Source organism: Amycolatopsis vastitatis, assembly GCF_002234595.1.
GTDB lineage: Bacteria > Actinomycetota > Actinomycetes > Mycobacteriales > Pseudonocardiaceae > Amycolatopsis > Amycolatopsis vastitatis.
Genome location: NZ_NMUL01000007.1, coordinates 126,344 through 150,450 on the forward strand (window position 1 = coordinate 126,344; position 24,107 = coordinate 150,450).

General features: G+C 71.4%; 27 protein-coding genes and 1 riboswitch. Of the genes, 17 read left to right on the forward strand and 10 right to left on the reverse strand.

Features of this window, described 5'->3' with window-relative positions; all coding sequences use genetic code 11:
- Positions 1–64: 64 nt before the first annotated feature.
- The gene (locus CF165_RS07710) at positions 65–448 is read right to left on the reverse strand and encodes a hypothetical protein (protein ID WP_093946732.1); all 384 of its coding nucleotides are present in this window, start codon (positions 446–448) and stop codon (positions 65–67) included.
- A 33-nt stretch (positions 449–481) separates the two neighbouring features.
- Positions 482–997 carry a hypothetical protein gene (locus tag CF165_RS07715; protein ID WP_093946733.1) on the reverse strand — a complete coding sequence of 172 codons (516 nt, stop codon included), beginning with the start codon at positions 995–997 and terminating at the stop codon, positions 482–484.
- Positions 998–1,311: 314 nt separating this feature from the next.
- Here CF165_RS07715 and CF165_RS07720 point away from each other — a divergent pair, with 314 nt between their 5' ends.
- The 8 genes from CF165_RS07720 to trxA all read left to right on the forward strand — a co-directional run bounded on the left by CF165_RS07720 (position 1,312) and on the right by trxA (position 5,505).
- The gene (locus tag CF165_RS07720; protein ID WP_093946734.1) at positions 1,312–1,521 is read left to right on the forward strand and encodes a hypothetical protein; all 210 of its coding nucleotides are present in this window, start codon (positions 1,312–1,314) and stop codon (positions 1,519–1,521) included.
- Positions 1,522–1,578: 57 nt separating this feature from the next.
- Positions 1,579–2,196, forward strand: coding sequence for a cardiolipin synthase ClsA (gene clsA / locus CF165_RS07725; RefSeq protein WP_093946735.1), 618 nt, complete (start codon positions 1,579–1,581; stop codon positions 2,194–2,196).
- Between the two features lie 102 nt (positions 2,197–2,298).
- Positions 2,299–2,682: a glycine cleavage system protein GcvH gene (gene gcvH, locus CF165_RS07730; protein WP_093946736.1), complete on the forward strand. Its 384-nt coding sequence runs from the start codon at positions 2,299–2,301 to the stop codon at positions 2,680–2,682.
- Between the two features lie 136 nt (positions 2,683–2,818).
- Positions 2,819–3,289, forward strand: coding sequence for a glycogen accumulation regulator GarA (garA, locus tag CF165_RS07735; protein WP_093946737.1), 471 nt, complete (start codon positions 2,819–2,821; stop codon positions 3,287–3,289).
- Entirely contained in the window at positions 3,286–4,032 is a 747-nt protein-coding gene (gene ftsR, locus CF165_RS07740; protein ID WP_167441391.1) for a transcriptional regulator FtsR, read from the forward strand. The genes garA and ftsR overlap by 4 nt, the downstream gene beginning before the upstream one ends.
- A 216-nt stretch (positions 4,033–4,248) precedes the next feature.
- A complete protein-coding gene (locus CF165_RS07745; protein WP_009078856.1) occupies positions 4,249–4,722 on the forward strand; it encodes a bifunctional nuclease family protein in 474 nt (157 codons plus the stop codon).
- A gap of 43 nt (positions 4,723–4,765) precedes the next feature.
- Positions 4,766–5,161, forward strand: coding sequence for a MerR family transcriptional regulator (locus tag CF165_RS07750; RefSeq protein WP_093946739.1), 396 nt, complete (start codon positions 4,766–4,768; stop codon positions 5,159–5,161).
- A gap of 11 nt (positions 5,162–5,172) precedes the next feature.
- Positions 5,173–5,505 carry a thioredoxin gene (gene trxA, locus CF165_RS07755; RefSeq protein ID WP_093946740.1) on the forward strand — a complete coding sequence of 111 codons (333 nt, stop codon included), beginning with the start codon at positions 5,173–5,175 and terminating at the stop codon, positions 5,503–5,505.
- Here the strand turns inward: trxA and CF165_RS07760 are convergent.
- Positions 5,502–6,113 carry a TetR/AcrR family transcriptional regulator gene (locus CF165_RS07760; RefSeq protein WP_167441404.1) on the reverse strand — a complete coding sequence of 204 codons (612 nt, stop codon included), beginning with the start codon at positions 6,111–6,113 and terminating at the stop codon, positions 5,502–5,504. The genes trxA and CF165_RS07760 overlap by 4 nt on opposite strands.
- A gap of 301 nt (positions 6,114–6,414) precedes the next feature.
- Between CF165_RS07760 and CF165_RS07765 the strand changes: the two genes are divergently transcribed.
- From CF165_RS07765 to CF165_RS07785, 5 genes are all read left to right on the forward strand, one after another.
- Entirely contained in the window at positions 6,415–6,993 is a 579-nt protein-coding gene (locus tag CF165_RS07765; RefSeq protein ID WP_093946742.1) for a MerR family transcriptional regulator, read from the forward strand.
- 42 nt (positions 6,994–7,035) lie between these two features.
- A riboswitch (glycine riboswitch) is annotated at positions 7,036–7,134 on the forward strand.
- 248 nt (positions 7,135–7,382) lie between these two features.
- Complete coding sequence (locus CF165_RS07770) at positions 7,383–7,742, forward strand: VOC family protein (RefSeq protein WP_240521492.1); 360 nt, start codon at positions 7,383–7,385, stop codon at positions 7,740–7,742.
- Positions 7,743–7,869: 127 nt separating this feature from the next.
- Positions 7,870–10,746 carry an aminomethyl-transferring glycine dehydrogenase gene (gene gcvP, locus CF165_RS07775; RefSeq protein WP_093946744.1) on the forward strand — a complete coding sequence of 959 codons (2,877 nt, stop codon included), beginning with the start codon at positions 7,870–7,872 and terminating at the stop codon, positions 10,744–10,746.
- Between the two features lie 50 nt (positions 10,747–10,796).
- Positions 10,797–11,732, forward strand: a complete 936-nt coding sequence (locus CF165_RS07780) for an NAD-dependent epimerase/dehydratase family protein (protein WP_167441392.1) — start codon at positions 10,797–10,799, stop codon at positions 11,730–11,732.
- Complete coding sequence (locus CF165_RS07785; RefSeq protein ID WP_093946745.1) at positions 11,729–13,903, forward strand: glycosyltransferase family 2 protein; 2,175 nt, start codon at positions 11,729–11,731, stop codon at positions 13,901–13,903. The genes CF165_RS07780 and CF165_RS07785 overlap by 4 nt, the downstream gene beginning before the upstream one ends.
- Here the strand turns inward: CF165_RS07785 and CF165_RS07790 are convergent.
- The gene (locus tag CF165_RS07790) at positions 13,833–14,342 is read right to left on the reverse strand and encodes a GtrA family protein (protein WP_093946746.1); all 510 of its coding nucleotides are present in this window, start codon (positions 14,340–14,342) and stop codon (positions 13,833–13,835) included. The genes CF165_RS07785 and CF165_RS07790 overlap by 71 nt on opposite strands.
- A 138-nt stretch (positions 14,343–14,480) precedes the next feature.
- On the opposite strand from CF165_RS07790, the gene CF165_RS07795 reads away from it, so the two are divergent.
- Positions 14,481–15,635: an NAD-dependent epimerase/dehydratase family protein gene (locus CF165_RS07795; RefSeq protein ID WP_093946747.1), complete on the forward strand. Its 1,155-nt coding sequence runs from the start codon at positions 14,481–14,483 to the stop codon at positions 15,633–15,635.
- 53 nt (positions 15,636–15,688) lie between these two features.
- Here the strand turns inward: CF165_RS07795 and CF165_RS07800 are convergent, their stop codons facing one another.
- Positions 15,689–16,048, reverse strand: a complete 360-nt coding sequence (locus tag CF165_RS07800) for a nuclear transport factor 2 family protein (protein ID WP_093946748.1) — start codon at positions 16,046–16,048, stop codon at positions 15,689–15,691.
- A gap of 157 nt (positions 16,049–16,205) precedes the next feature.
- Here CF165_RS07800 and CF165_RS07805 point away from each other — a divergent pair, with 157 nt between their 5' ends.
- Both CF165_RS07805 and CF165_RS07810 read left to right on the forward strand, forming a co-directional pair.
- Positions 16,206–17,015 carry a helix-turn-helix domain-containing protein gene (locus tag CF165_RS07805; protein WP_205660795.1) on the forward strand — a complete coding sequence of 270 codons (810 nt, stop codon included), beginning with the start codon at positions 16,206–16,208 and terminating at the stop codon, positions 17,013–17,015.
- 40 nt (positions 17,016–17,055) lie between these two features.
- A complete protein-coding gene (locus CF165_RS07810) occupies positions 17,056–17,832 on the forward strand; it encodes an aldo/keto reductase (protein ID WP_093946750.1) in 777 nt (258 codons plus the stop codon).
- 101 nt (positions 17,833–17,933) lie between these two features.
- On the opposite strand, the gene CF165_RS07815 is transcribed toward CF165_RS07810, so the two are convergent.
- From CF165_RS07815 to CF165_RS07835, 5 genes are all read right to left on the reverse strand, one after another.
- The gene (locus CF165_RS07815) at positions 17,934–19,340 is read right to left on the reverse strand and encodes a hypothetical protein (RefSeq protein ID WP_093946751.1); all 1,407 of its coding nucleotides are present in this window, start codon (positions 19,338–19,340) and stop codon (positions 17,934–17,936) included.
- A gap of 116 nt (positions 19,341–19,456) precedes the next feature.
- Positions 19,457–20,338: a 3-methyladenine DNA glycosylase gene (locus CF165_RS07820; protein WP_093946752.1), complete on the reverse strand. Its 882-nt coding sequence runs from the start codon at positions 20,336–20,338 to the stop codon at positions 19,457–19,459.
- Positions 20,335–21,378 (reverse strand): hemolysin family protein, encoded by a 1,044-nt coding sequence (locus CF165_RS07825; RefSeq protein WP_093946753.1) that lies wholly within the window; start codon positions 21,376–21,378, stop codon positions 20,335–20,337. Before CF165_RS07825 ends, CF165_RS07820 begins: the two co-directional genes overlap by 4 nt.
- Entirely contained in the window at positions 21,375–22,718 is a 1,344-nt protein-coding gene (locus tag CF165_RS07830; protein ID WP_093946754.1) for a hemolysin family protein, read from the reverse strand. Before CF165_RS07830 ends, CF165_RS07825 begins: the two co-directional genes overlap by 4 nt.
- Positions 22,719–22,914: 196 nt before the next feature.
- Positions 22,915–23,520: a TetR/AcrR family transcriptional regulator gene (locus tag CF165_RS07835; protein ID WP_093946755.1), complete on the reverse strand. Its 606-nt coding sequence runs from the start codon at positions 23,518–23,520 to the stop codon at positions 22,915–22,917.
- Positions 23,521–23,704: 184 nt separating this feature from the next.
- Between CF165_RS07835 and CF165_RS07840 the strand changes: the two genes are divergently transcribed.
- Complete coding sequence (locus tag CF165_RS07840; RefSeq protein WP_093946756.1) at positions 23,705–24,106, forward strand: hypothetical protein; 402 nt, start codon at positions 23,705–23,707, stop codon at positions 24,104–24,106.
- The last annotated feature ends 1 nt before the right edge of the window (position 24,107 follow it).

Here is a 24,107-nt window from a genome sequence, read left to right on the forward strand (position 1 = left end):
CGCCACGTTGGGTGCGTTGGACGCAACCAACGCCACATTGGGGCGCTGGGGGACCGGACCGAGATCAGCCGCGGGTGCCTTCGACCTGGCGGCCGTCTTCGGTGGAGCACGCCGTCACCGGGTCGTTCGGGCCGCTGCCGCAGGTCCACTCGTCGAGCACCACCGGGCCCGGGCCGTCCGCGGAGGCGGCCTCCGCCGGGGTCAGCTTCGCGAAGTAGTCCTTCAGCAGCTTCGCCGCCGCGGCGCAGTCGACCTTGCCGTGGGCCACGACGGCTGTCTTCGCGCCGCCCGCGCCCGGGACTTCGCCGCAGGGCACGCCGGGTGCCGTCGACTCCGCCGCGGCCACCGCGGCCGGGACAGTGGGGGACGGCGCCGGGTCGCCGCTCCCGCAGCCGGCCAGTGCGGCGGTCGCGGCGACGAGCAGCAGGGGGTACGCGAGTGTCTTCATGGGCCCTTCAGGAGCGGAGGGGACGGAACGGACTCACTCGGACGGCACGACGGCGGCGAACACCGTCTGCTCGCCCTTGGTGCAGGTGGTGCCGCCCTGCGCGGCCGGCGGCCCGGAGGCGCACAGCCAGCCGTCGACGGTCTCGTTCACCGCGTCGTTCGAGCCGGCGCCCTGGCGCCCGGCGATCTTGCGGTGGAAGTCGCCGACGAGCTTCGTCGCCGTGGCGCAGGTGACCCCGGCGGAGCCGCTGTCGAAGACGTACAGCGTGAGCCCGCTGGCGGCGGTCACCGTGCCGCACGACCCGGGCACCGTCGGCGGCGGCCCGGACGGCTTGGTCACCGGGGCCGGCGCGGACGAACCGCCGGTGGCGGCCGAAGGCGGCGGCGAGGTGCCCGCGGACGTCGTGGTCGTGGACGCCGGTGCCGGGGAAGAAGGCGGGGGAGGGGGCGCCTGCGCGGCCGGGTCGCCGGCGCAGGCCGCGAGCGCGGGGACGGTCAGGCAGGCCGCGAGCAACGGCCGCCACGTCCTCGTGGTGGCTGGGTGGGGCACCGCGATCGTTCCTCCCCGGTCGGGCCGGCCCGGTCATCGTGGTCCACCGGGCCGGGGCCCCGTGGACCGGCTCGCCCACGAGTGTGCCGGAGATTACTCCAGCCGGGTGGCGGCCCGCGCCGGTGGCCCCCGACGAAATGTCCACAATGGACGATTAACATTCCGTTCACGCTCCGAAACCTCACGCTGTCATGAAGAATCGATCGGTCTAATTCCCGCTGTTCCGGTTAACATCCCGGCCCCGCGGACCGAAGATCTTGGTGGAGGCCGAAGCGCTTCCCGTCCCCGAAACCCGTCCCGAGCCCGTGAGAGCGATGAACGACGACGCTGTGACCAGCACCGAAGACCCGTCCAGTCCGCCGACCGTCCCCAGCACCGTCGTCTGGTGCGGCGGCCGTCCGTACGTCCTCGAGGGACGCATCGGCCGCGCCCGCTGGATGGGCACCGACTTCCGTGGCCGCCCCGAGTCGCTGAGCAGCGCGGAGCTGCAGCGACGCGGCTGGAGCCACCACCGCGCGAGCTGATGCCGCCCGGGCCGCACCACCGGGCGGCCCGGCCCCGCTCCGCTGTTTAATTGGCCGGTGAGCACAGCCGCCCCGGACCCAGCCGCTCAGGCGAGCGCCGAGCCTTCCCTGCTGAAGCAGGCCTTCAACGTCCCGAACATCCTGTCGCTGCTGCGGCTGGCCGGCGTGCCGGTGTTCCTCTGGCTGCTGCTGGGCCCGAAGGAGGACGGCTGGGCACTCGCCCTGCTGGTGTTCAGCGCCCTGACCGACTGGCTCGACGGCAAGCTCGCCCGCTGGCTCAACCAGATGTCCCGGCTGGGGCAGCTGCTCGACCCGGCGGCCGACCGGCTGTACATCCTCGCGACGCTCATCGCGTTCCTGGTCCGCGACATCATCCCCTGGTGGGTCGTCGTGCCGCTCGTGCTGCGGGAAGCCGTGCTCGGCGTCTGCGTGTTCGCACTGCGGCGCCGCGGCTTCGCGCCGCCCGAGGTCACCTACCTCGGCAAGGGCGCGACCTTCGTGCTGATGTACGCCTTCCCGTTGCTGCTGCTCGCGCAGGGTGGCTCGGCCGTCGCGGCGGTCGCGCGGCCGATCGGCTACGCCTTCACCATCTGGGGCGCGGTCCTCTACGTCTGGTCGGGCGTGCTCTACGTCGTGCAGGCGCGCAACGCGCTCCGCGGCGGCGGAGACGACTGAACGCGACGTCTTCGCCCGGGTCGTGGCGGGCGGCTGCGCCGTGTGGGTGTAAGACTTCGCCCAGCACGTTTTCGCCAGTGAGGGCATGAAAGGGGACCGGCGGTGTCCGCTCCTGAAGAGCTTCGCTACACCGAGGAACACGAGTGGGTCGCCACCCGCGAGGAGACGCTCGTCCGGGTGGGCATCACCGAGTACGCGCAAGACCAGCTCGGGGACGTCGTGTTCGTCGACCTGCCCGAAGTCGGCAGGCAGGTGAGCGCGGGCGACGTCTTCGGCGAGGTCGAGTCGACCAAGAGCGTCTCCGAGCTGTTCGCGCCGGTCGACGGCGAGGTCGTCGCGGTCAACGACGCGGTCGCCGACTCGCCGGAGCTGATCAACAGCGACCCCTACGGCGAGGGCTGGCTGATCGAGATCCGGCTCGACGACCCGGCGGAGCTCGAAGCCCTGCTCGAAGCCGAAGCGTACGACGCTCTGATCAAGGGCTGATGCCCGCTGCGGGCCCGCCGGAGGCGCACTGCGCCGGTTCGGGGAGCCGGGGCTCGGAGAATCGATCAGGCACGGTACGTTGGCAGCTACACGTTCTTGAGTACTGGCAACACAGCATGTGTGGAGGAGAGCTCAGGTGAGCACGAACGACGGGCCCGGCGGCGTTCCCCCGGAGCAGTCTCCGGAGCGGACCTCTGTCTTCCGGGCCGACTTCCTGGCCGAAGCCGAAGGCCACGAGTCCGCCCCGGCCCCGGAGGCCCCGGTCCAGGGTGTCGACGCCCTGCCGGCGGGTTCGGCCCTGCTGGTCGTGAAGCGCGGGCCGAACGCGGGTTCGCGGTTCCTGCTCGACCGCGACACCACCAGCGCCGGACGGCACCCGGACAGCGACATCTTCCTGGACGACGTCACGGTCTCCCGCCGGCATGCCGAATTCCGGCGTGAGGGCGGCGAGTTCGTCGTCATCGACGTCGGCAGCCTCAACGGCACCTACGTCAACCGGGAGCCGGTCGACCAGGCCGTCCTCGCCGGGGGCGACGAGGTCCAGATCGGGAAGTTCCGCCTGGTCTTCCTGACCGGCCCGGGGCACGGGGGCCAGGGGGCGCAGTGACGGCGGCCGGACGGCCACAACGTGACGGGTTGAGCATCGGGGCCGTCCTGGCGCAGCTGCGCGGGGACTTCCCCGATGTCACCATCTCCAAGATCCGGTTCCTCGAAGCCGAAGGCCTGGTCCAGCCGGGCCGGACGCCTTCGGGGTACCGGCAGTTCGCCGCGGCGGACGTGGAGCGTCTCAGGTTCGTCCTGGCCGCCCAGCGGGACCACTACCTTCCGTTGAAGGTCATCAAGGAGCAGCTGGACGCGGCGGACTCGGGCAACGGGTCCGCCGCGCCCCTGCCCCGGCCGCCGCGCCGGCTGGTGCCGATCGACGTGACGGCGGAGAACGTCGGCCTGCCGGTGGCGGACGACTTCGCCGCGGGCAAGGAGCTGCGCCTGACCCAGGAGGAGCTCCTGGAGCAGGCCGGCATCGACGCCGCCGCGCTGGCCGAACTGCAGCAGTACGGCCTGGTCCGGTCCGGCCCCGCCGGGTTCTTCGACCCGGACGCCGTCCTGGTCGCGCGGACGGTGAAGGCGATGACCGAATTCGGTATCGAGCCGAGACACCTGCGTGCCTTCCGCGCCGCGGCCGACCGCGAGGTCGGGCTGCTGGAGCAGATCGTGACGCCGGTGTATCGGCACCGTGACCCGGAGGCCAAGGCGCGGGCCGACGAGGTGGTGCGGGAGCTCGCGGCACTGTCCGTGACCCTGCACACGCTTCTCGTCAAGGCCGGAATCCGCGGCGTCTCCGGGTGTTGACCGGTAACGGGGCAGTGAGATCCTCTTTGCAGTCCCATGTCAATGACTGAATGTTCGGCACCGCATGCCGTACCGTGAAGGCACGGGTTTGCGGCAGGCGAACCGAGAGAGTCCGGACAGCGAGCACAGCGCGCGGAGGACGGGTAGCGTCGACAGTGGCGGCGCGAAGCCGTTTCAGCGCTGCAGCCCGTGTGCACGAGAGGGAGGCGAAGCCCGATGAGCGAAATGCGCGTCGTCGGTGTGCGGGTCGAGCTGCCCGCGAATCAGCCGATCTTGTTGCTGCGGGAGACCGAGGGTGAACGGTATCTGCCGATCTGGATCGGCTCGGTCGAAGCCACCGCCATCGCGTTGGAGCAGCAGGGAGTCCGCCCGGCCCGTCCGCTCACGCATGACCTGCTGAAAGAGGTCATCGGGGCGCTCGGCCGGGAGCTCGAGCAGGTCGTCATCACCGATCTGAAGGAGGGCACGTTCTTCGCGGAGCTCGTCTTCGACGGTGACATCCGGGTGTCCGCCCGGCCGAGCGACTCGGTCGCGCTGGCCCTGCGGATCGGCGTCCCCATCCACGCCGTGGACGCGGTGCTCGAGGAGGCCGGCCTGATCATCCCGGACGAGCAGGAGGACGAGGTCGAGAAGTTCCGCGAGTTCCTCGACTCCGTGTCGCCCGAGGACTTCCGCGGAGCGGATACGTAGTGACTTGCCTTGACGCGGACGTCAACGTCTAGCGTCTGGGGGCATGCGGATCGGAGAGCTTGCGCAGCGCACGGGTGTCACCACCCGTGCGCTGCGTTTTTACGAGGCCCAGGGCCTGCTGTCGGCTCGTCGCTCGGCGAACGGCTACCGCGAGTACGACGAAGACGACGTGGGGCTGGTCAAGGAGATCCAGACGCTGCAGACGATCGGCCTGACCCTCGACGAGACCCGGCCCTTCGTCGACTGCTTGCGCAGTGGCCACGAAACCGGCGACTCGTGCGCGAGCTCGATCGAGGTGTACCGCCGCAAGCTGGAAGAAGCGGACGCGCTCCTCGCGCGGCTCGGCGGCATTCGCGCGGAACTGGCCGCGAAGCTCGCCGGTGCCCTCGCCCGGCAGGCGCCCGATCCGTGTGTCGTGCCCGAATCCCCGCGCCCGTGAAGGAGCCCGCCATGACCGCAGCGACCGAGGTCGCCGAAGTCACCGATGCCACGTTCGCCGCCGAAGTCCTCGGCAGCGACGTTCCCGTGCTGGTCGAGTTCTGGGCCACCTGGTGCGGGCCCTGCCGGATGGTCGGCCCGGTGCTGGCGCAGCTGGCCGGAGAGCGCGCCGGCACCCTGTCCGTCCGGAAGATCAACGCCGACGAGAACCCGGAGACGACCCGGGCCTACCAGGTCATGTCGCTGCCGACGATGATCCTCTTCCGCGACGGCGAGCCGGTGACGACGATCGTCGGCGCCTTCCCGAAGGCCCGGATCGAGGAGCGCCTCGACCAGGCTCTCTAGGGTGCGGTCGCCTTGACGAAGGTTTCGGCGATCTCCCGGCCGTACGTTTCGACGTCCAACGAAGGGTCGGCCGCGTAGGCCGCCGCGACGCCGTCGACGGCCTGGGCGATCGACATCGCCATCACCTCGGGCGTGAACTCGCCGAACACGCCCTCGGCCTGGCCCTGCTTGAGCTGGCGGGCCAGGCCGTGCACGCGCAGGTCGTCGACCAGCACCTTCGTCATCACCCAGCCGTCGGCGTCGTCGGTGTTGGCGGCCAGTTCCGTCAGCGCCCGGACGCACTCCGGGTAGGCCCGCAGGAACGCGATGGACGTCTCGATGTGTGCCCGCAGGTAGCCGCGGCGGTCCGCGGGGTCGAGCGCGCCGCCGGTGCGTTCGGTGAGGAACCGGCTCTTCGTCTCGACGACCGTGCTCAGCACGGCCTGCATCAGGCCGGCCTTGTTCGTGAAGTGGTAGGAGATCAGCCGGGTGCTGCTGAGCCCGGCCCGCTCCTTGATCTTGGTGAACGTCGTCTGCCGGTAGCCCACGTCGGCGAGGACGCCGATGGTCGCGCCGACGATCTGCGCGCGGCGCGCGGCTTCGGTGACGCTGAGGCCCAGCTCGGCCATGAGATCGGGGTTTACTTGCATGAGTAAAAATTAACACGCCTGAGTAAAACTTGTCGACCGGGTTTACCTGGACAGTGGCCGGGTACGGCGAACGGCTCAAAGGCTCATCCGACCGTTGAGGCTTGCCGCGCGTCGCGTTGACCGGCACTGTCCGGGCGCTTACCGTCGAAGGAGGTAAATCGCCACGGTGTGATTCACGGTCTGGGGCCGGACCGTGGCGGTTGATCTCCGGTGGGTCCCGCTCCTGGGACTCCTCCGGCTGTCATTCGCCGGCCGCCTGGTCGGGCGAGGGGAGGCTTGCGTGGTCGAGGCTGGTTCCGAGAAGCAGCCTGTCGAGGTCGCGGCTGGTGAGCAGGGAGAACTGTTCCCCGACGACTCACTGCCCGACGAGCTCGTGGGCTACCGCGGCCCGGCCGCGTGCCAGATCGCCGGGATCACCTACCGCCAGCTCGACTACTGGGCGCGGACGAAGCTGGTCGCACCCAGCATCCGCACCGCGCACGGCTCCGGCTCGCAGCGGCTGTACTCGTTCAAGGACATCCTGGTGCTCAAGGTGGTCAAACGGCTGCTCGACACCGGGGTCTCCCTCCAGAACATCCGGGTCGCCGTCGACCACCTGCGCGTCCGCGGCGTCCGCGACCTCGCGCGCGTGACGCTCTTCTCCGACGGCACCACCGTCTACGAGTGCACGTCGCCCGAGGAGATCGTCGACCTGCTGCAGGGCGGTCAAGGCGTCTTCGGCATCGCGGTCAGCGGAGCGATGCAGGAGATCAGCGGAACCATCCACGAGTTCCCGGCCGAACGCGCCGACGGCGGCATCGTCGAGACGCACGAACCGGACGAGCTCACCCAGCGCCGCAACGCCCGCAAGACCGGTTGATCACCACTCCGGCGGACGGGGTAGGATTTTCCGTGCGGTCGACGAATCCGCGCGGGAGAGACCGAGCCTCATATTGAGCCCGGCGCCGAAGGAGCAAATCCTCCCCGGAACCTCTCAGGCACCCCGGACCGCGCGGACGAGACGCCTCTGGAAAGCGGGTCGTCAGGACACCACCTGGCGGCCCCGCCGACGGTGCAAGCCCGGCTCAACCTCCGGGCGAAACTCTCAGGCGCCCCTCGGGGTCAGACAGAGCGGGGAGGGTTTCCTCCGGGTTCGGGTGGGGGCGTGCTCGCGGAAAGCGCTCGCCCGAACCATCCCCGGAGCTGCGGGCGGGCGCGATAGGCTGGCTCATGCCCCTGAGCACGTACCAAGTCAGAGCTTCGATCGCCGTGTCCGACATCGACCGGGCGGTCGCGTTCTACGAAGGCAAGCTCGGCCTGCGGGCACTGCAGTCCGGCCCCAGCGCCCACGTCGCCGACGGCAGCCGAACCTACGGATCCGGTGGCGGACCGGCCCTGAACGTCTACCAGTCCGTTACCGCCGGGAAGAGCCCGGCCACACTGGCGACCTGGTACGTCGACGACATCGACGAGATCGTCGACGAACTCACCTCGACCGGCGTCGAGTTCGCCCGCTATGACCAGCTCGAACACGACGCGAAGGGGATCACTGCCCGGGCCGGCGGTGGGCGTATCGCCTGGTTTCAGGACCCGGACGGCAACACCTTCGCCATCGAAGCCGACGTCTGAGAGGGCATGACCTCCGGTTGGCCCCACACCCCGCCCGGCGGGCTTCGCCCCCGGACCCCCTCGACCCCGCCGTGGACGGCTTCCGCTCTAAGGTCGGGTTGGTACGCACCGCGGTCGGGAGGCCTTCGTGGAACCTACGCTTGCCTCGCTGGAACAGGGGATTCCCTTCGTCGACCGGCACATCGGGCCCGGTCCGGACGAACTTCGCCACATCCTCGGCGTCGTCGGCGTCGCTTCGCTCGACGAACTCGCCGAACGGGCCGTTCCGGAGTCGCTGCGCGCCTCCGCCCAGCCGCTCGAACTGCCGCCCGCCGCTTCGGAAGCCCAGGCGCTCGCCGAGCTTCGCCGGCTCGCCTCGCGGAACCGGCTGACCGCTTCGATGATCGGGCTCGGGTACCACGACACCGTCACCCCGCCCGTGATCCGGCGGAACGTCCTCGAAAACCCCGCCTGGTACACCGCCTACACGCCCTACCAGCCCGAGATTTCGCAAGGGCGCCTCGAAGCGCTGCTCAACTTCCAGACCATGGTCGCCGACCTCACCGGCCTCCCGGTCGCCAATGCCTCCCTGCTCGACGAGGCTACCGCGGCCGCCGAGGCGATGACCCTGGTGCGGCGCGCCGGCAAGGCCACGTCGAACCGGTTCGTCGTCGACGAGGACGCCCTGCCGCAGACCCTCGCCGTGCTCCGGACCCGCGCCGAGCCGCTGGGCATCGAACTGGTCGTCGAGGATCTGTCCCAGGGCCTGACCGGGCTCGGGCTCGGCGGTGACTTCTTCGGCGTGCTCCTGCCCTACCCGGGCGCGTCCGGTGCGGTGCGGGAGCTCGACCTCACCATCGGCGAGGCCAAGAAGCACGGCGCGGCGGTGATCGTCGCCGCCGACCCCCTCGCCCTGACCCTGCTGCGGCCGCCGGGCGAACTCGGTGCCGACGTCGCCGTCGGCTCGACCCAGCGGTTCGGTGTCCCGCTCGGCTTCGGCGGCCCGCACGCGGCGTATCTCGCGGTGCGGAAGGGACTCGAACGGCAGCTGCCCGGCCGGCTGGTCGGCGTGTCGAAGGACGCCGACGGCACGCCCGCGTACCGGCTCGCCCTGCAGACCCGCGAACAGCACATCCGCCGCGAGAAGGCGACGTCGAACATCTGCACCGCGCAGGTCCTGCTCGCGGTGATGGCGTCGATGTACGCGGTGTACCACGGCCCCGAAGGGCTGCGCGCGATCGCGCTGCGGGCCCACCGGATGGCCACCGTGCTGGCCGCCGGCCTCGCCGAGGGCGGGGTCGACGTCGTGCACGGCGAGTTCTTCGACACCGTCGCCGCGGCGGTGCCCGGCCGGGCGGACGCGGTTGTCGCGGCGGCCCGCGACCTCGGCGTCTCCCTGCGCCGGATCGACGACGGCCACGTCGGCATCGCCTGCGACGAGACGACCACCCGCGAACGGCTTTCGTGCGTGTGGAAGGCGTTCGGCGTCTCGGTGTCCGATGTGGACGGACTCGACGCGGACACCGCGGACGCGCTCCCGGCCCCGTTGCGGCGCACGAGCGGCTACCTCACGCACCCGGTGTTCCACGCGCACCGCTCGGAAACCGCGATGCTGCGCTACCTGCGCCGGCTGGCCGACTCCGACGTCGCGCTCGACCGCAGCATGATCCCGCTCGGCTCGTGCACCATGAAACTCAACGCCACCGCCGAAATGGAGCCGGTCACCTGGCCGGAGTTCGCCGGGCTGCACCCGTTCGCGCCCGCCGAGGACGCCGCCGGGCTCCTGGAGGTGGCCGCCGACCTGAGTGCCTGGCTCGCGCGGATCACCGGCTACGACGCGGTTTCCCTGCAGCCCAACGCCGGCAGCCAGGGCGAGTTCGCGGGCCTGCTGGCCATCCGCGCCTACCACCGGTCCCGCGGCGAGCACGCGCGCGACGTCTGCCTGATCCCGGCCAGCGCACACGGCACGAACGCCGCCAGCGCGGTGATGGCGGGCATGCGCGTGGTCGTCGTCCGCTGCGACGACGACGGCGACATCGATCTCGCCCATCTGCGGTCCACAGTGGACGAGCACCGCGCCGATCTCGCCGCGATCATGCTCACGTACCCGTCGACGCACGGCGTCTACGAAGACACCGTCGGCGAGGTGTGCGCCGCGGTGCACGACGCGGGCGGGCAGGTGTACGTCGACGGCGCCAACCTGAACGCGCTGATCGGCGTCGCCCAGTACGGCCGCTTCGGCGCCGACGTCTCGCACCTCAACCTGCACAAGACCTTCTGCATCCCGCACGGGGGCGGCGGACCCGGCGTCGGGCCGATCGGAGTCCGCGCGCACCTGGCGCCGTTCCTGCCGAACCACCCGCTGCAGCCGGCGGCCGGCCCGGCCACCGGCGTCGGCCCGGTCAGCGCGGCGCCGTGGGGCAGCGCGTCGATCCTGCCGATTTCGTGGGCCTACGTCCGGATGATGGGGGCCGGGGGCCTGCGCCGGGCGACGCTCGTCGCCGTGGCCAACGCCAACTACGTCGCCCGCCGCCTCGCCGGCCACTACCCGGTGCTGTACGCCGGCCGCGAAGGCCTGGTGGCGCACGAGTGCATCCTCGACCTGCGGCCGCTGACGAAGGCCACCGGCGTCACGGTCGACGACGTCGCCAAGCGGCTGGCGGACTACGGTCTGCACGCGCCGACGATGTCGTTCCCGGTCGCGGGCACGCTGATGGTGGAGCCGACGGAGAGCGAAGACCTCGCCGAACTCGACCGGTTCTGCGCGGCCATGATCGCGATCCGCGCCGAAATCGACCGCGTCGCGACGGGGGAGTGGTCCCTGGAAGAGTCGCCGCTGCGGCAGGCACCGCACACCGCGCGGTGCGTCGCGGGCGAGTGGAACCGGCCGTACAGCCGCGAGACCGCGGTGTTCCCCGCGGGCACCGCCGCACCGAAGATCTGGCCGCCGGTCCGCCGCATCGACGGCGCGGCGGGCGACCGGAACCTGGTCTGCTCCTGCCCGCCCCCGGAGGCCTTCGCCTGACCCCACGGCCGTCGGAGGCCCGCACAGGAACGCGAGGTAGGTTGACGCCCATGGCGAGTGCGCACGGTCCTGATCGGACGTCCGTGGTCGTGACCGGCGGCAGCGGCTTCATCGGCCGGGCCGTCGTGCGCGCCTTCCGCGACCGGGGTGTCCCGGTCACCGTCGTGGACCGGGTCCCGTTCCCCGAGGACCTCGACGGAGTCCGCGTGGTGACCGGCGACCTTCGCGAGGCCGCCGTCCGCGAGCAGGCCGTGACGCCCGAAACCGCGGGCATCGTGCACCTGGCCGCGCTGACGTCGGTGCTGAAGTCGGTCGAGCTGCCCGAGGACACCTTCGCCGACAACGTCCTCGTCACCCAGGAACTGCTCGAACTCGCCCGCCGCCACGAGGTGCCGAAGTTCCTCTTCGCCTCGACCAACGCGGTGATCGGCAACGTCGGCTCCGCGACGATCACCCCGGACCTGCCGCTGCGCCCGCTGACGCCGTACGGCGCCACCAAGGCGGCGTGCGAAATGCTGCTGTCGGGCTACGCCGGGGCGTACGGCATGACGACGTGTGCGTTGCGGTTCACCAACGTCTACGGTCCGGGAATGTCCCACAAGGACAGTTTCGTGCCGCGGATGATGCGCGCCGCGCTGACCGGCACCGGGGTCAAGGTCTACGGCGACGGCCGTCAGCGCCGCGACCTCGTGCACGTCGACGACGTCGTCCGCGCGGTCCTGCTGGCGCTGGGCAGCCGCTACTCCGGCCGCGCGATCGTCGGCGCCGGGCGCTCGGTGTCCGTGCTCGAGATGGTCGAGGCCGTGCGCGAGGTGACCGGCGCGGAGCTGCCGGTCGAGCACGTCGAGGCCCCGGCCGGGGAGATGCCCGCCGTCGTCGTCGACGTCTCGGCGAGCGCGGAGACCATCGGCTACCGGCCGGAGGTCTCGCTGACCGACGGCCTGGCCACGGCCTGGAAGTACTTCTCCGGCCTCGCAACGCCGTGACGACGTTCTTCAAGCGCCACTGGCTGCTCCTCCTGCTCCTCGTCCCGGCGATCACGCTCCGGGTCCTGACCTGGCTGGCCTACCGGCCCGCGCTGCTGTTCATCGATTCGTTCCGGTACATCGACAACCTGCACGCCCTGCGTGCCGACCAGCTCGACCCGATCGGCTACGACCTGGTGCTGCGCCCGCTGCTGGCCGTCGGCGGGCTCGCCTGGGTCGCGGCGGTGCAGCACGTCGGTGGCGTGCTCATCGCGGTCGGGATCTACGGCCTGGTCCTGCGCCTCGGCGGACGTCCGTGGGTCGGCGCGCTCGCCGCCGCGCCGGTGCTGCTCGACGCGTACCAGCTGCAGATCGAGCAGAACATCATGTCCGAGGTGACCTTCGAGGCCGTGCTGCTCGGGCTCCTCTGGCTGCTGCTCGGCTGGGGCACCCCGGGCTGGAAGCGTGCCGGAGCCGCGGGACTCCTGCTCGGCTTCGGCGTGCTGACGCGGCTGATCGGGATTTCGCTCGCCCTGCCGCTGCTGGTCTTCCTGGTCACCGCCGGGGGAGCGTGGCGGCACGGGGCGGGCTGGCGCCGGGCCGGCATCGGCCTCCTGGGCCTGCTCGCCGTGCTCGTGCCGTATTCGGCGCGGGTGCACTCGGAGACCGGCAAGTGGGGGCTGTCCGGGCCGTCCGGGAACATGCTCTACGGCCGGACCGCCGCGGTCGCCGACTGCCCGAACCTCCACCTCGACCCGGCACTGATGGTGTTCTGCCCGGCCGAGCCGCGCGAGACCCGCCTGGTGGACAACTACACGCACGCCGACCTCGACCCGAACTGGCCGGGTCCGCTGCCCCCGGGTGCGGACAAGGCGGCGCTGGCGCACGAGTTCGCGATCGGCGTCCTGAAGGCCCAGCCCGGCGACGTCGCCGAAGCGATCCTGAACGACTTCTCCAAGAGCTTCGCCTGGACGCGCGAACAGGACCCCACCGACGTCCCCCTGGACCGCTGGCAGTTCCAGCTCGGCTACCCCCAGTGGGCGGACCAGTCGCTGATCGACCTGGTCACCCTGCAGAACGACGGCGTCGTCGCGAGTGTCGACCAGCCACTGGCGAAGGTCCTCCGCGACTACCAGCTCGGCGGCGGGTACGTCGCGGGAGCGGTGCTCGGCATCGGCGCGTTGCTCGGCCTGCTGACGGTGTTCCGCCGCAAGAAGCCCCTGGACCGGGCGCAGGCGGGCGCACTGCTCGCGGCGTCCGCCGGGCTCGTGCTGCTCTTCGCCTCCGCCGTGTTCCAGTTCTCCTGGCGCTACCAGCTCCCGGCGCTGGTGCTGCTGCCCGTGGCCGGGGCGCTCGGCTTCACGACGCTGACGTCGGCGAGCCGCAAGCGCCTCGCCGCCTTCCCCGACGACGTCGACCAGGGCGCGCTCGACGACTTCCGCAGCCGCCACCCCGACCTGAAGCCGGCTCCGCTGACGGTCGTCATCGCCGCCTACAACGAGGCCGGCGGCATCGGCGAGGTCCTGGAAAAGATGCCCGACCAGTGCCTCGGCATGCCGGTCGACGTGCTGGTGGTGGTCGACGGCGGCACCGACGACACGGCCGCGATCGCCGAAGACCACGGCGCGTACGTCTGCGTCGCCCCGCGCAACCGCGGCCAAGGCGCCGCGCTGCGGCTGGGCTACCACCTCGCGGCCGGATCCGGCGCCGAGTACGTCGTCACGACCGACGCCGACGGCCAGTACGACAACAGCGAGCTGGAAGCGCTCGTCCGCCCGGTCGTCGAAGGCACCGCCGACTTCGTCACCGGGTCCCGGCGGCTCGGGCACGAGGAAGCCGACAGCCGCGTCCGGTGGCTCGGGGTGCGGGTGTTCGCGGTACTCGCCTCGGTCTTGACCGCACGCCGGATCACCGACACGTCGTTCGGCTTTCGGGCGATGCGGGCGGAGCTGGCGTGCTCGGTGCCGCTCAACGAGCCGCAGTACCAGTCGTCGGAGCTGCTGCTCGGCGTGACCGCGCGCGGTGCCCGCGTCACCGAGCTGCCGATGAGCATGCGGCTGCGCAAAGCGGGCAAGAGCAAGAAGGGCGGCAGCCTCGTCTACGGCGCCAACTACGCCCGCGTCATGACCGGGACGTGGTGGCGGGGGTACGTGCTGCGCCGCGGCCGAACACGACCCGGTCGAGCAGGGTGAACTTGACGACGAAGACCAGCGCGTAGCTCGCGACGTACACGCCGTCGACGAGCACGACCCACCAGAAGTGCGGCAGGTCCGCCCGCGTCAGCAACGAGCCGGCCAGCGTCGTCAGGCCGATCGAGGCGAGCCCGCCGAGGCCGATCACGGCCAGGTAGGGCAGCAGTTCGCGGCGTACGCGCGGCCGCCCGGTGCGGCCCCAGACCCAGCGCCGCGTGACCAGGAAGTTCAGCACGGCGCCCGCCGCCCAGGCCAGCGTGCTCGCCAGCGCCGGCACGCCGCCGCCGGCGAGGACCGTCAGCAGGACGACCTGGCTGAGGACCGTGGCGGCGACGGACGTCGCCGCGGCGCGGGCCAGCCTGGCCCAGCCGCGGCGGCCTCTTTCGGACGCGCGAGTTTCCGTTGTGCGGGGCCGCACGCCGTTGGTTACGGTCGTCATGCCCCCATCCTCCCCGCGGGCCCGCCGCGCCGCCGCGCGGCCCCCTCACGCATAGGAGATTCACAGGTCTTTGCCAGGTCCTCATCAGCACGTGATAGATAGCGTGCCTGTGGCTGAACGAGCAGGAAAGGCGGCACAATGCGGGTGCTGGTTCTCGGCGGTGACGGTTATCTGGGCTGGCCGACCGCGTTGCACTTATCGGACAAAGGCCACGAGGTGGCCGTCCTCGACAATTTCGCCCGCCGCGGTTACGACGCCGAGCTGGGGGTCGAGAGCCTGGTCCCGATCGAGTCCCTCGCGGACCGGATCACCGCCTGGAAGGAGGTCTCCGGGCGGACGATCACCAGCTACGAAGGTGATCTCCTGGACGCGGAGTTCCTGTTCGAAGCCGTGCGCGGCTTCGCGCCCGACGCGATCGTCCACTACGCCGAACAGCGATCGGCGCCCTACTCCATGATCGACCGCGAACACGCGGTGTACACCCAGCACAACAATGTGGTCGGCACGCTGAACCTGCTCTACGCGATCGCGGAGATCAATCCCGCGATCCACCTGGTGAAGCTGGGCACGATGGGCGAATACGGCACGCCGAACATCGACATCGAAGAAGGCTGGCTCGACCTCGAACACAACGGGCGCAAGGACCGGGTGCTGTTCCCGAAACGGCCCGGTTCCTTCTACCACCTGACCAAGGTCCACGATTCGCACAACATCGAATTCACCTGCCGCGCGTGGGGCCTGCGGGCCACGGACCTCAACCAGGGCGTCGTGTACGGCCAGCAGACGCCGCAGACGGCGCTGGACCCGCGGCTGGCGACCCGGTTCGACTACGACGCGGTGTTCGGGACGGTGCTGAACCGGTTCGTCATCCAGGCGGTGCTGGGCCAGCCGCTGACCGTGTACGGCAAGGGCGCGCAGACCCGCGGCCTGATCGACATCCGCGACACCGTGGAGTGCATCCGGCTGGCCGTCGAACACCCCGCCGAGCCGGGCGAGTTCCGCGTCTTCAACCAGATGACCGAGAGCCTGTCGGTGGCCGGTATCGCCGACCTCGTCGCCGACCGGTTCCCCGGCCCGGTGCAGATCGAGCAGCTGGAGAACCCGCGCACCGAGGCGCCGGAGCACTACTACAACGTCAAGCACACCGGGCTGGTCGGGCTGGGCCTGGAGCCGCATCTGCTCTCGGACACCCTGATCGAGTCGATGTTCGACATCGTCGGCGCCAACAAGCACCGGGTGAACCCGGAGAAGCTGCGCCCGACCGTGCGCTGGCGGGGCGCGCTGAAGGGCTAGCGGTGCGGGAGGCGTGCGGGGTTCCCCTGCCCGGGAGCCCGCACGCCGCCGCGTCAACCCGGCATCTTGTCCAGGAAGCCGTGCACCTTGGCGATCCGGCCGTCCGCGATCTCGACGACGTCGAACCCGATCGCGACCGGCTCGGCCCCGGGTTCGCCGAGGTACCACTGGAACCGCGCGAGGTGGTGGTGGGCGTCCGGCTCGGCGGGCAGGCTGAGCGTCAGGCCGCCGAACTGCTGCTGGGCCCCGGCCACGAACTGGTCGATCCCGTCGTGCCCGGTGGCGGCGCCGAACGGGTCGGTGAAGCCGGCATCCTCGGTGAAGACGTCGGCGACGAGGGCCCGCCGCTTGGCGTCGTCGGTCTCGTTCCACACGGCGAGGTACTGCTCGACGAGGCCACGGACGTCGGTCATGGTGGTTCCTTTCGTTGGGGGACAACGGGTTCGTCGTCCTGCGCTGGGACCGACTCTGGCGCAGCCGCGGCGGCCCGTCGATTACGCGAGAGGTAATGCCGGGGCATTACCCCGGAAGTAATGGCAGCGGTCCGGTGATCGCCGTAGCGTCGCTCGCGTGACGACTACAGTGCAGGCGGCCGCTCGGCAGCGGCCGGTCGGGGAACTGCTGCGGGAATGGCGTGACCGTCGCCGGATCAGCCAGCTCGACCTGGCGATCTCCGCGGACATCTCGACCCGCCACCTGAGCTTCGTGGAGACCGGCCGGTCCAAGCCGAGCCGGGACATGGTCCTGCGGCTCGGCGAGCACCTCGACGTGCCGCTGCGGGAACGCAACGGGCTGCTGCTGGCCGCCGGCTACGCGCCCGCCTACACGGAGAGCGGGTTGCCGGACCCCGAGATGTCCGCCGTCCGCGAAGCCGTCCGGCAGCTGCTCGTGAGCCACGAGCCGTACCCGGCCGCCGTCGTCGACCGGAACTGGGACCTCGTCGACGCCAACGCCGGCACCGGGCTGTTCGTGGCCGGGATCGCGCCCGAGCTGACCACCAACGTGCTGCGCGCGACCCTGCACCCCGACGGCATGGCACCGCACATCCGGAACCTGGGGGAGTGGCGCGGGCACCTGCTCGGCCGGCTACGGCGGCAGGTGAGCCAGACCGCGGACGCCGGTCTCGCCGACCTCCTGGACGAGCTGCGCGGCTACCCGTGCGACCAGCCCGTGCCCGAGGTGGAGGTCCCCGGACCGGGTGACATCTTCGTGCCGCTGCGGTTCCGCCACGAAGGCACCGACCTGACGTTCTTCAGCACGGTCGCGACGTTCGGGACCCCGCTGGACATCACCGTGGCGGAACTGGTGATCGAGTCCTTCTTCCCGGCCGACCCGCGGACGGCGGCTTATCTGCGCGAGCGGGCCACGCTGGTGGGATGATGGAGGTCCGCGCAGCATCCGAAGTGAGGATCACCGGTTGATGGCCGTCCCTTCGCTCGCCTTGTCCGACGGAGTCCGCATCCCCCAGCTGCTGTTCGGCGTCGCGGGCCTGTCCGCGGCCGAAACCGGCCGCGCCGTCCGCATCGCCCTCGACACCGGCTACCGCGGCATCGACACCGCGCCGGGGACCGAGGCCGCGGTGGGCGCGGTGCTGGCCGCGGCCGAAGTACCGCGCGAAGACCTGTTCGTCAGCGTGCACGTGCCGGCGCAGGGGTACGACACGGCCCGCCGCGCGGCCGACCAGGCGCTGACCGCGCTGGGGCTCGAGCGGGCCGACCTGTGCCTGCTGGACGGCACGAAAGGCGCCTTCACCGACACCTGGCGCGTCCTGAGCCGGCTGCGCGCCGACGGCCGGGTCCGCGCGGCCGGCGTGGCCGGGTTCGGCGTCGCCGAGCTGCGGCGGCTGATCGACGCGACCGGCTCGGTGCCCACGGTCAACCAGGTCGAGCTGCACCCGTGGCTGCAGCAGCTCCCGCTGCGGGACTTCCACGCCGAGCACGGCATCCTGACGGCCGCGTCGAGCCCGGCGGCGAACTCCGCGCTGCTGGCCGACGAGACGGTCACCGCGCTCGCCGCGAAGTACGGCAAGACGCCGTCCCAGATCGTGCTCCGGTGGCACCTGCAGACGGGCACGGTCGCGGTGGCGGCCTCGGTCACCACGACCCGGACCCGCGAGCACTTCGGGATCTTCGACTTCGAGCTGGCCGACGACGACCTCGCCGTCGTCGCCGAACTCGACAACGGCACCCGCGTCTGATGCCGGGTGAGTGATCCGCACGTCCACGTCGAGCGGAAGGTGGTGGAGTCCGGCGCCGCCGTCCGCGGCGGTGGAACGGCTCCGGGAGCCGGCGAAGAGGTTCAGGCCGCCTTGATCCCCGCGGCGGCGAAGTCGGCCTGCTGGGCGGGCTGCTCGAGGTACTCGCGGAACGTCTGGGCGGCGCGCAGCACGGTGTCGTCGATGCCCTGGCCCGAAAGGCCGATGAACGGGTAGTCCGCCGACCGGGCGTTCGCCACCGACTGCGCGGGCGAGCCGATCATCTCGGGCTTCTTGGTGGTGAGCTCGCTCACCCAGTACGACGACTCGGGCAGCCAGGCGGCCGGGAGCCCGCCGATCGAGTCCAGGCCCGCCCGGCCGACCAGCGCGTCGAGCACCTGCGACGACGCCTTCGCGTCGATCGTCACGTGCACGCACTGGCCGTGGACGACGGTGGCGGCCTGGTTCCAGCGCTCGGCCGCGGCGGCGAGGGGCTTCTGCGCGCTCGGGGTGACGATCACCCGCATCTGGGAGGTGCCGCCGGAACAGCTGGCGGCCTGCGCCTCGGCCCGGCTGTTGAGCTCGTTGTCGGCCCAGTTCCAGCCGATCACGCCGAGCCCGATCAGCACGGCGAGCACGAGGCACGCGATCGGCCAGCCCGCGATCCGGCGGCGCGGGGCCTTCTTGCCGACGATGCGGTGGGAGCCGGTGGCCTCGCCCTTGGCGACGACCCGGTGGGAGCCGGTCGCCTCGCCCTTGCCGGCGGTGCGGTGCGGGCCCGTGGTGTCGTCGCGGCCGGGCGCGCGGCGGCGGCCTTCGCCTTCGGTGGTGCTGTCGCGGCGGGCGCGGCGCTTGCCGGTGACTTCGTGTTCCCCGGTGACCTCGGTCCGCTCGGCGGCGGTGTGCTCGTCACGGTCGGCTGTCCGGACGTCGGCGACGGCGCGGAAGGAACCGGACGCTTCGCCGCGCGCGGAGACCGGGTGCTCGCCCACGGTCTCGAGCCGGGCGATCACCTCGGTCCGCTCGGCGGCCGTCTCGTCGCGCCGGACCGCGGGGTAGGAAGCCTCACCACGGTGAGGGGGACGAGTGACCGGGGGCTCGACGCGGACGGCGGCGGGATAGGAGCCGGAAGCTTCCCCGCGCCGGGTGGGGTGGGCACCGGTCGCCGGGCCGCGGCTCGCGGCCGGGTAGGCGCCGGAGGTCTCCCCGCGGCGGGCCGTCGCGGCCGGGGCGGGGGTTTCGTTCGCGGGGACGAAGTAGGAGCCGGTCGATTCGCTGCGCGCGGCCGCGCGGGCCGCGCGGCCGGCGATCCCGAACGCGTCGGAGATCGAGCTGCGCCGGGGTTTCCGGGTGGCGCCCGAAGCCTCGCTGCGGCCGGCGACCTGCGGCGACGCCGTGGTCCCACCCGGGTGCGGGCGGCCAGGAGCGGCCGGCCGGCCCTCGGCGGGGACGCGTGGCGTGCGGTCCAGAGGGTGCGGCACCGGCTCCTCGTCCCGGGTGTGTCGCCCCATCGTCATCCTTTCGGGCGTGAGCGCACGTCAAGCACGCGCTGCGATGCAATCAAACCGTTATCACCCTAACAGGTGAGTATCGGAGAGAGAATAATCTGACTCACAGTCGCGCGCGCTCAGGGTGCTGCGCTGACCAGGCGATGGCAATGCGCAATCAGGCGATGACGCAGCGGGGCCGCCCGGCCCGCGAACTCCCCTTGGGCCCTCGCGTACTCGGCCCGCCCCGGCGCGGTTTCGACGCGTACCGGCGGGTAGCCGAGCCCGGCCAGGTCGTACGGGCTCGCCCGCATGTCCAGCGTCCGGATCTCGACGGCCAGCTCGAAACAGTCCGCGACCAGCTCCGCGGGCACGAACGGGCCGAGCTTGTACGCCCACTTGAACAGGTCCATGTTCGCGTGCAGGCACCCGGGCTGCTCGAGGGCGACCTGCGTCTCCCGCGACGGCGTCAGCTCGTTGCGGGGACGCGCGTCGGCCGTGAAGAAGCGGAACGCGTCGAAGTGCCCGCACCGGATGTCCAGTGACTCCACGACGGCGTCGGTGCCCGCCGAGCCGAGCCGGAGCGGCACCTGGTTGTGCCGCACCGAATCGGCCGGCTCGCGGTAGACCATCGCCCACTCGTGCAGCCCGAAGCAGCTCAGCCGCGGCGCACGCGACGCCGTCGCGGTCAGCAGGCCCAGAACGAACTCGGCCGTCCGGGCCTTGCCCTCGGTGAAGCCCGCCGGATCCAGCACGACACCGCCGGCCGTCGAGACGTACCCCTTGCGGTCCAGGAAGCGCCGCGCGGCGGGCCCGGCGAGGGCGACGCCGGGCCCGGGCTGCCACCGCTCCAGGTGCGACGGCCGGTACGAGTAGTAGGTGAACAGGAAGTCCAGCACCGGGTGCTTCTCGCCCCGCGCCCGCCGCTCCTGGTGCGGGACCGTCCACCGGCGCATCCGCTCGACATGGGCCGCTTCCCGGGCCAGCCAGTCCGGTTCGGCCAGGACCTCCACGCCGTTCATGCGCCCACGTGGGTCCCGTCGCGCACGGTGCCCACGTACTCCTCGACGAGGTCTTCGAGCGCGACGACGCCGACGGCGTTCCCGCTCGCGTCGAGCGCCCGCGCGAGGTGGCTGCCTTCCTTGCGCATGGCCGAAAGCGCGACGTCGAGCCGGGCGTCGGCGCGCAGCTCGGTGAGCGCCCGCGTCTTCGCGGCGGGGACGACCGTCGCCGGGTCCTGCCCCGCGAGGTCGAGGATGTCCTTCACGTGGATGTAGCCGGTCAGGCGTCCGTCGTCGGTGCACACCGGGAAGCGGGAGAAGCCGGTGGAGGACACCGCCCGCTCCACCTCGCCGACGGTCGGCCCGCACGGCAGCGTGGTCAGCTCGGCCGTCGGCACCAGCACGTCGGCGACCGTCTTCTGCACCGAGGACAGCGTCTGGGCGAGCCGTTCGTGCTCGGACTGGTCGAGCAGGCCCTCCCGGCGCGACTCGCTGAGCAGCTCGGCCAGCTCGTCGGACGTGTACGCCGTCTCCAGCTCGTCCTTCGGCTCGACCCGCACGGCGCGCAGCAGCGAGTTGGCCACGAAGTTCAGCAGCCAGATGAACGGGTTGGCCAGCTTCACCCACGCGACGTGCGCCGGCACCAGCCACAGCGCCAGCCGCTCCGGCTCGGCGATGGCGAGGTTCTTCGGCACCATCTCGCCGATCAGCACGTGCGCCACGGTGATGAACGCCAGCGCGATGGCGAACGAGATGGGGTGCAGCAGCGCCTCGGGCAGGCCCAGCAGGTCGAAGCCCGCCGCCAGCCGGTGCGCGATCGCGGGTTCGCCGAGGCGGCCGAGCAGCAGCGAGCAGATGGTGATGCCCAGCTGCGCGCCGGCCAGCATCAGCGAGACGTGCTTGCTGGCGTTGATGACGATCTTCGCGCGCGTCTTGCCCTGCTCCAGCAGTGCCTCGAGCCTGTCCCGCCGCGAGGAGATCAGCGTGAACTCCGCGCCGACGAAGAAGGCGTTGGCCAGCAGCAGGACCACGACGAGGGCGATGTTCAGCCAGTCGCTCACGGGGCCACCTCCGGCTCCTGCTCCGGGGTGGCGGGGACCGGGGCGACCTCGACCTCGGCGATCCGGCGCTTGTCCATGGTGGTCACCGTCAGCCGCCAGCCGTCGACCTCCGTGGCGTCCCCCTCGGCGGGGATCTTGCCCAGCCGCTCGAGGATCAGCCCGGCGATGGTCTCGTAGTCGCCGTCCGGCATCCGGAACCCGGTGACGCCGGTGACCTCGTCGGCGCGCAGCTGGCCGGACACCAGCCAGCTGTCCGTGCCGACCTGCTGCGACGCCGGCGCTTCGCGGTCGTCGTGCTCGTCGCGGACGTCGCCGATGATCTCCTCGACGACGTCCTCGAGGGTGACCAGCCCGGCCGTGCCGCCGTACTCGTCGACGACGATCGCCAGCTGGAACCGCGAGTCGCGCAGGCGGTTGAGCAGGTCGTCGCCGGGCAGGGACTCGGGCACGGTCGGCACCGGGCGCATGACCGAGCCGATCGGCACCTGCGCCCGCTCCGCGGCGGGCACGGCGAAGGCCTGCTTGACGTGCACCGCGCCGCGGACGTCGTCGAGGTCCTCGGCCTGCACCGGGAACCGCGAGAACCCGGTCCGGCGCGAGATGTCGATCAGGTCGGCGATGGTGTCGCCGACGGCGAGGGACTCGAGCTGCACACGCGGCGTCATCAGCTCCTCCGCGGTGCGCTCGCCGAACCGCAGCGAGCGGTCCAGCAGCTCCGCGGTGGACGTGTCGAGCGTGCCGCTTTCGGCGCTGGAGCGCACGATCGAGCCCAGCTCCTGCGGCGAACGCGCGGACCGCAGCTCTTCCTGCGGTTCGACGCCGAACTTGCGCACGAGGAAGTTCGCGCTGTTGTTCATCAGCGTGATGAGCCAGCGGAACAGCGCGGAGAACCGCGAGTGGTAGCCGGCGACCGCGCGCGCGGTCGGCAGCGGCCGGGCGATCGCGAGGTTCTTCGGCACCATCTCGCCGAGGATCATCGACAGCGAGGTGGCCAGGACCAGGGCGAGCACGATCGACGCGCCCCCCGCGAACCCGGCCGGGAGCCCGATGCCGGTGAGCAGCGGCCGGACGAGCTCGCCGATCAGCGGTTCGGCCAGGTACCCGGTGATCAGCGTGGTGAGCGTGATCGCGACCTGGGCGCCGGAGAGCTGGAACGACAGCGTCCGGTGCGCCTTCTGGACGGTCAGCGCGCGGCGGTCGCCGACCTGGCGGACGTTGGCCTCGACGGTGCTGCGCTCCAGCGCGGTCAGCGAGAACTCGGCGGCGACCGCGAGCCCGGTGCCGACCGTCAGCAGCACGAAGAGGAGGACGCCGAGCACGGCGAAGAGGATCTGGATCATTCCGCACCCGCCTCGGCGGGGGATGAACCTATCGGACAGCCGGGTCGGTCACCCGGCCCGGTACTGTCACCGGGTGACTGCGCTGCGCGCACGGAACGGTCACTCCTAGCAAGAAATCGGCGTGTACTGCGGATATGCGGACCAGCTTAACGTGTCTCCCACACGCGCCGCTGGCGTCGCCGGTGTGTCGGCGCGCTCACTCCGCCCGCCGCTCCGTTCCGGCGCCGGTGCCCGGCCGGTGGCGCCGCACCGTTTCCTCGACGAGGTCGAGCACCGGGCCGAGGCCGGCCGCGGGCAGGCCCATGGCCAGGTGCGAGACCAGTCCTTCGAGGACGAGTTCGAGGAACGCGGTGAGGACATCGACGTCGACGTCGTCGCGGAGGTTCCCGGCCTCCCGCTGGCGCAGCAGGCGCAGGCGGGTGGCGGTGGTCAGCTGCTCGGACCGCTCGGCCCAGCGGGCGCGGAACTCCGGGTCGGTGCGCAGCCGCCGGGACACTTCCAGCCGGGTGCCGAGCCAGTCCGCCGGGTGGTCCCCGCCGGCCAGCAGGTCCCGCATCACCTGGACGAGGCCCTGCTCGGCGACGACGTCGGCCATCCGGAGCGCGTCGTCTTCGGCGAGGGCGAGGAAGAGCGACTCCTTGTCGCGGAAGTGGTGGAAGATGGCCCCGCGCGACAGCCCGGTGGCTTCCTCCAAGCGCCGGACTGTGGCACCTTCGTAGCCGTAGCGTGCGAAGCAGACGCGCGAGCCGTCGAGGATCTGGCGCCGGCGTGCGTCGAGGTGATCCTGGCTTACGCGTGGCATCCTGAAATCCTGGCACCGCGGACCGGCATCTCGCAATCCGTACGTACGTACTGTGACCCGGAGTGCCGGGAACCCCGCGCCCGTCCCCATCGTCTGAACGTTGCGGCGATTCGCTGACACGGAGTGAGACGGTTGGCTAATCTTCGTCCCATCACGGTGGGTGAGCCGAGGGGAAGGTGCGAGCGTGATCATCGGCGAAGCCGGGCAGGCGGTCCAGGCGGTCTGGGGCGGTGACATCCTCGGCGAGCGCGGCCGCGTCTACGGCGGCGGTGGCGGCGGGGGCGGCCAGTTCCGGATGGACCCCGAGGAGCTCGCCTCGGTGATCGGCCAGTGGGAAGCGGAGCTGGACAAGATCGTCGACGACAAGAGCAAGATCGACTACATCGTCACGGTGCTCACCTCGCCGGGCAAGGACACGGTCAGCGACGGGTACGTCTCGACGACGATGGAATCCCTCACGGCGCTGCAGGACCAGAACGAATCGATGCTGAAGTACGTGCAGAACTACATCAAGAAGCTCAAGGAAGCCCAGACCAAGACGGTCGCCACCGACCACGGCATGGCCGACCCCTTCCGGACGGTGTGAC

What these genes read in the sequence shown, in the direction of transcription:
- trxA (WP_093946740.1), top strand. Translation starts at nt 5,173, where the DNA reads ATGACCGCAGCGACCGAGGTCGCCGAAGTCACCGATGCCACGTTCGCC.
- CF165_RS07750 (WP_093946739.1), top strand. Translation starts at nt 4,766, where the DNA reads ATGCGGATCGGAGAGCTTGCGCAGCGCACGGGTGTCACCACCCGTGCG.
- CF165_RS07790 (WP_093946746.1), bottom strand. Translation starts at nt 14,342, where the DNA reads ATGACGACCGTAACCAACGGCGTGCGGCCCCGCACAACGGAAACTCGC.
- CF165_RS07780 (WP_167441392.1), top strand. Translation starts at nt 10,797, where the DNA reads ATGGCGAGTGCGCACGGTCCTGATCGGACGTCCGTGGTCGTGACCGGC.
- CF165_RS07810 (WP_093946750.1), top strand. Translation starts at nt 17,056, where the DNA reads ATGGCCGTCCCTTCGCTCGCCTTGTCCGACGGAGTCCGCATCCCCCAG.
- CF165_RS07795 (WP_093946747.1), top strand. Translation starts at nt 14,481, where the DNA reads ATGCGGGTGCTGGTTCTCGGCGGTGACGGTTATCTGGGCTGGCCGACC.
- CF165_RS07820 (WP_093946752.1), bottom strand. Translation starts at nt 20,338, where the DNA reads ATGAACGGCGTGGAGGTCCTGGCCGAACCGGACTGGCTGGCCCGGGAA.
- CF165_RS07835 (WP_093946755.1), bottom strand. Translation starts at nt 23,520, where the DNA reads ATGCCACGCGTAAGCCAGGATCACCTCGACGCACGCCGGCGCCAGATC.
- CF165_RS07760 (WP_167441404.1), bottom strand. Translation starts at nt 6,113, where the DNA reads ATGGCCGAGCTGGGCCTCAGCGTCACCGAAGCCGCGCGCCGCGCGCAG.
- CF165_RS07815 (WP_093946751.1), bottom strand. Translation starts at nt 19,340, where the DNA reads ATGGGGCGACACACCCGGGACGAGGAGCCGGTGCCGCACCCTCTGGAC.
- CF165_RS07830 (WP_093946754.1), bottom strand. Translation starts at nt 22,718, where the DNA reads ATGATCCAGATCCTCTTCGCCGTGCTCGGCGTCCTCCTCTTCGTGCTG.
- CF165_RS07720 (WP_093946734.1), top strand. Translation starts at nt 1,312, where the DNA reads ATGAACGACGACGCTGTGACCAGCACCGAAGACCCGTCCAGTCCGCCG.
- CF165_RS07800 (WP_093946748.1), bottom strand. Translation starts at nt 16,048, where the DNA reads ATGACCGACGTCCGTGGCCTCGTCGAGCAGTACCTCGCCGTGTGGAAC.
- CF165_RS07745 (WP_009078856.1), top strand. Translation starts at nt 4,249, where the DNA reads ATGAGCGAAATGCGCGTCGTCGGTGTGCGGGTCGAGCTGCCCGCGAAT.
- CF165_RS07710 (WP_093946732.1), bottom strand. Translation starts at nt 448, where the DNA reads ATGAAGACACTCGCGTACCCCCTGCTGCTCGTCGCCGCGACCGCCGCA.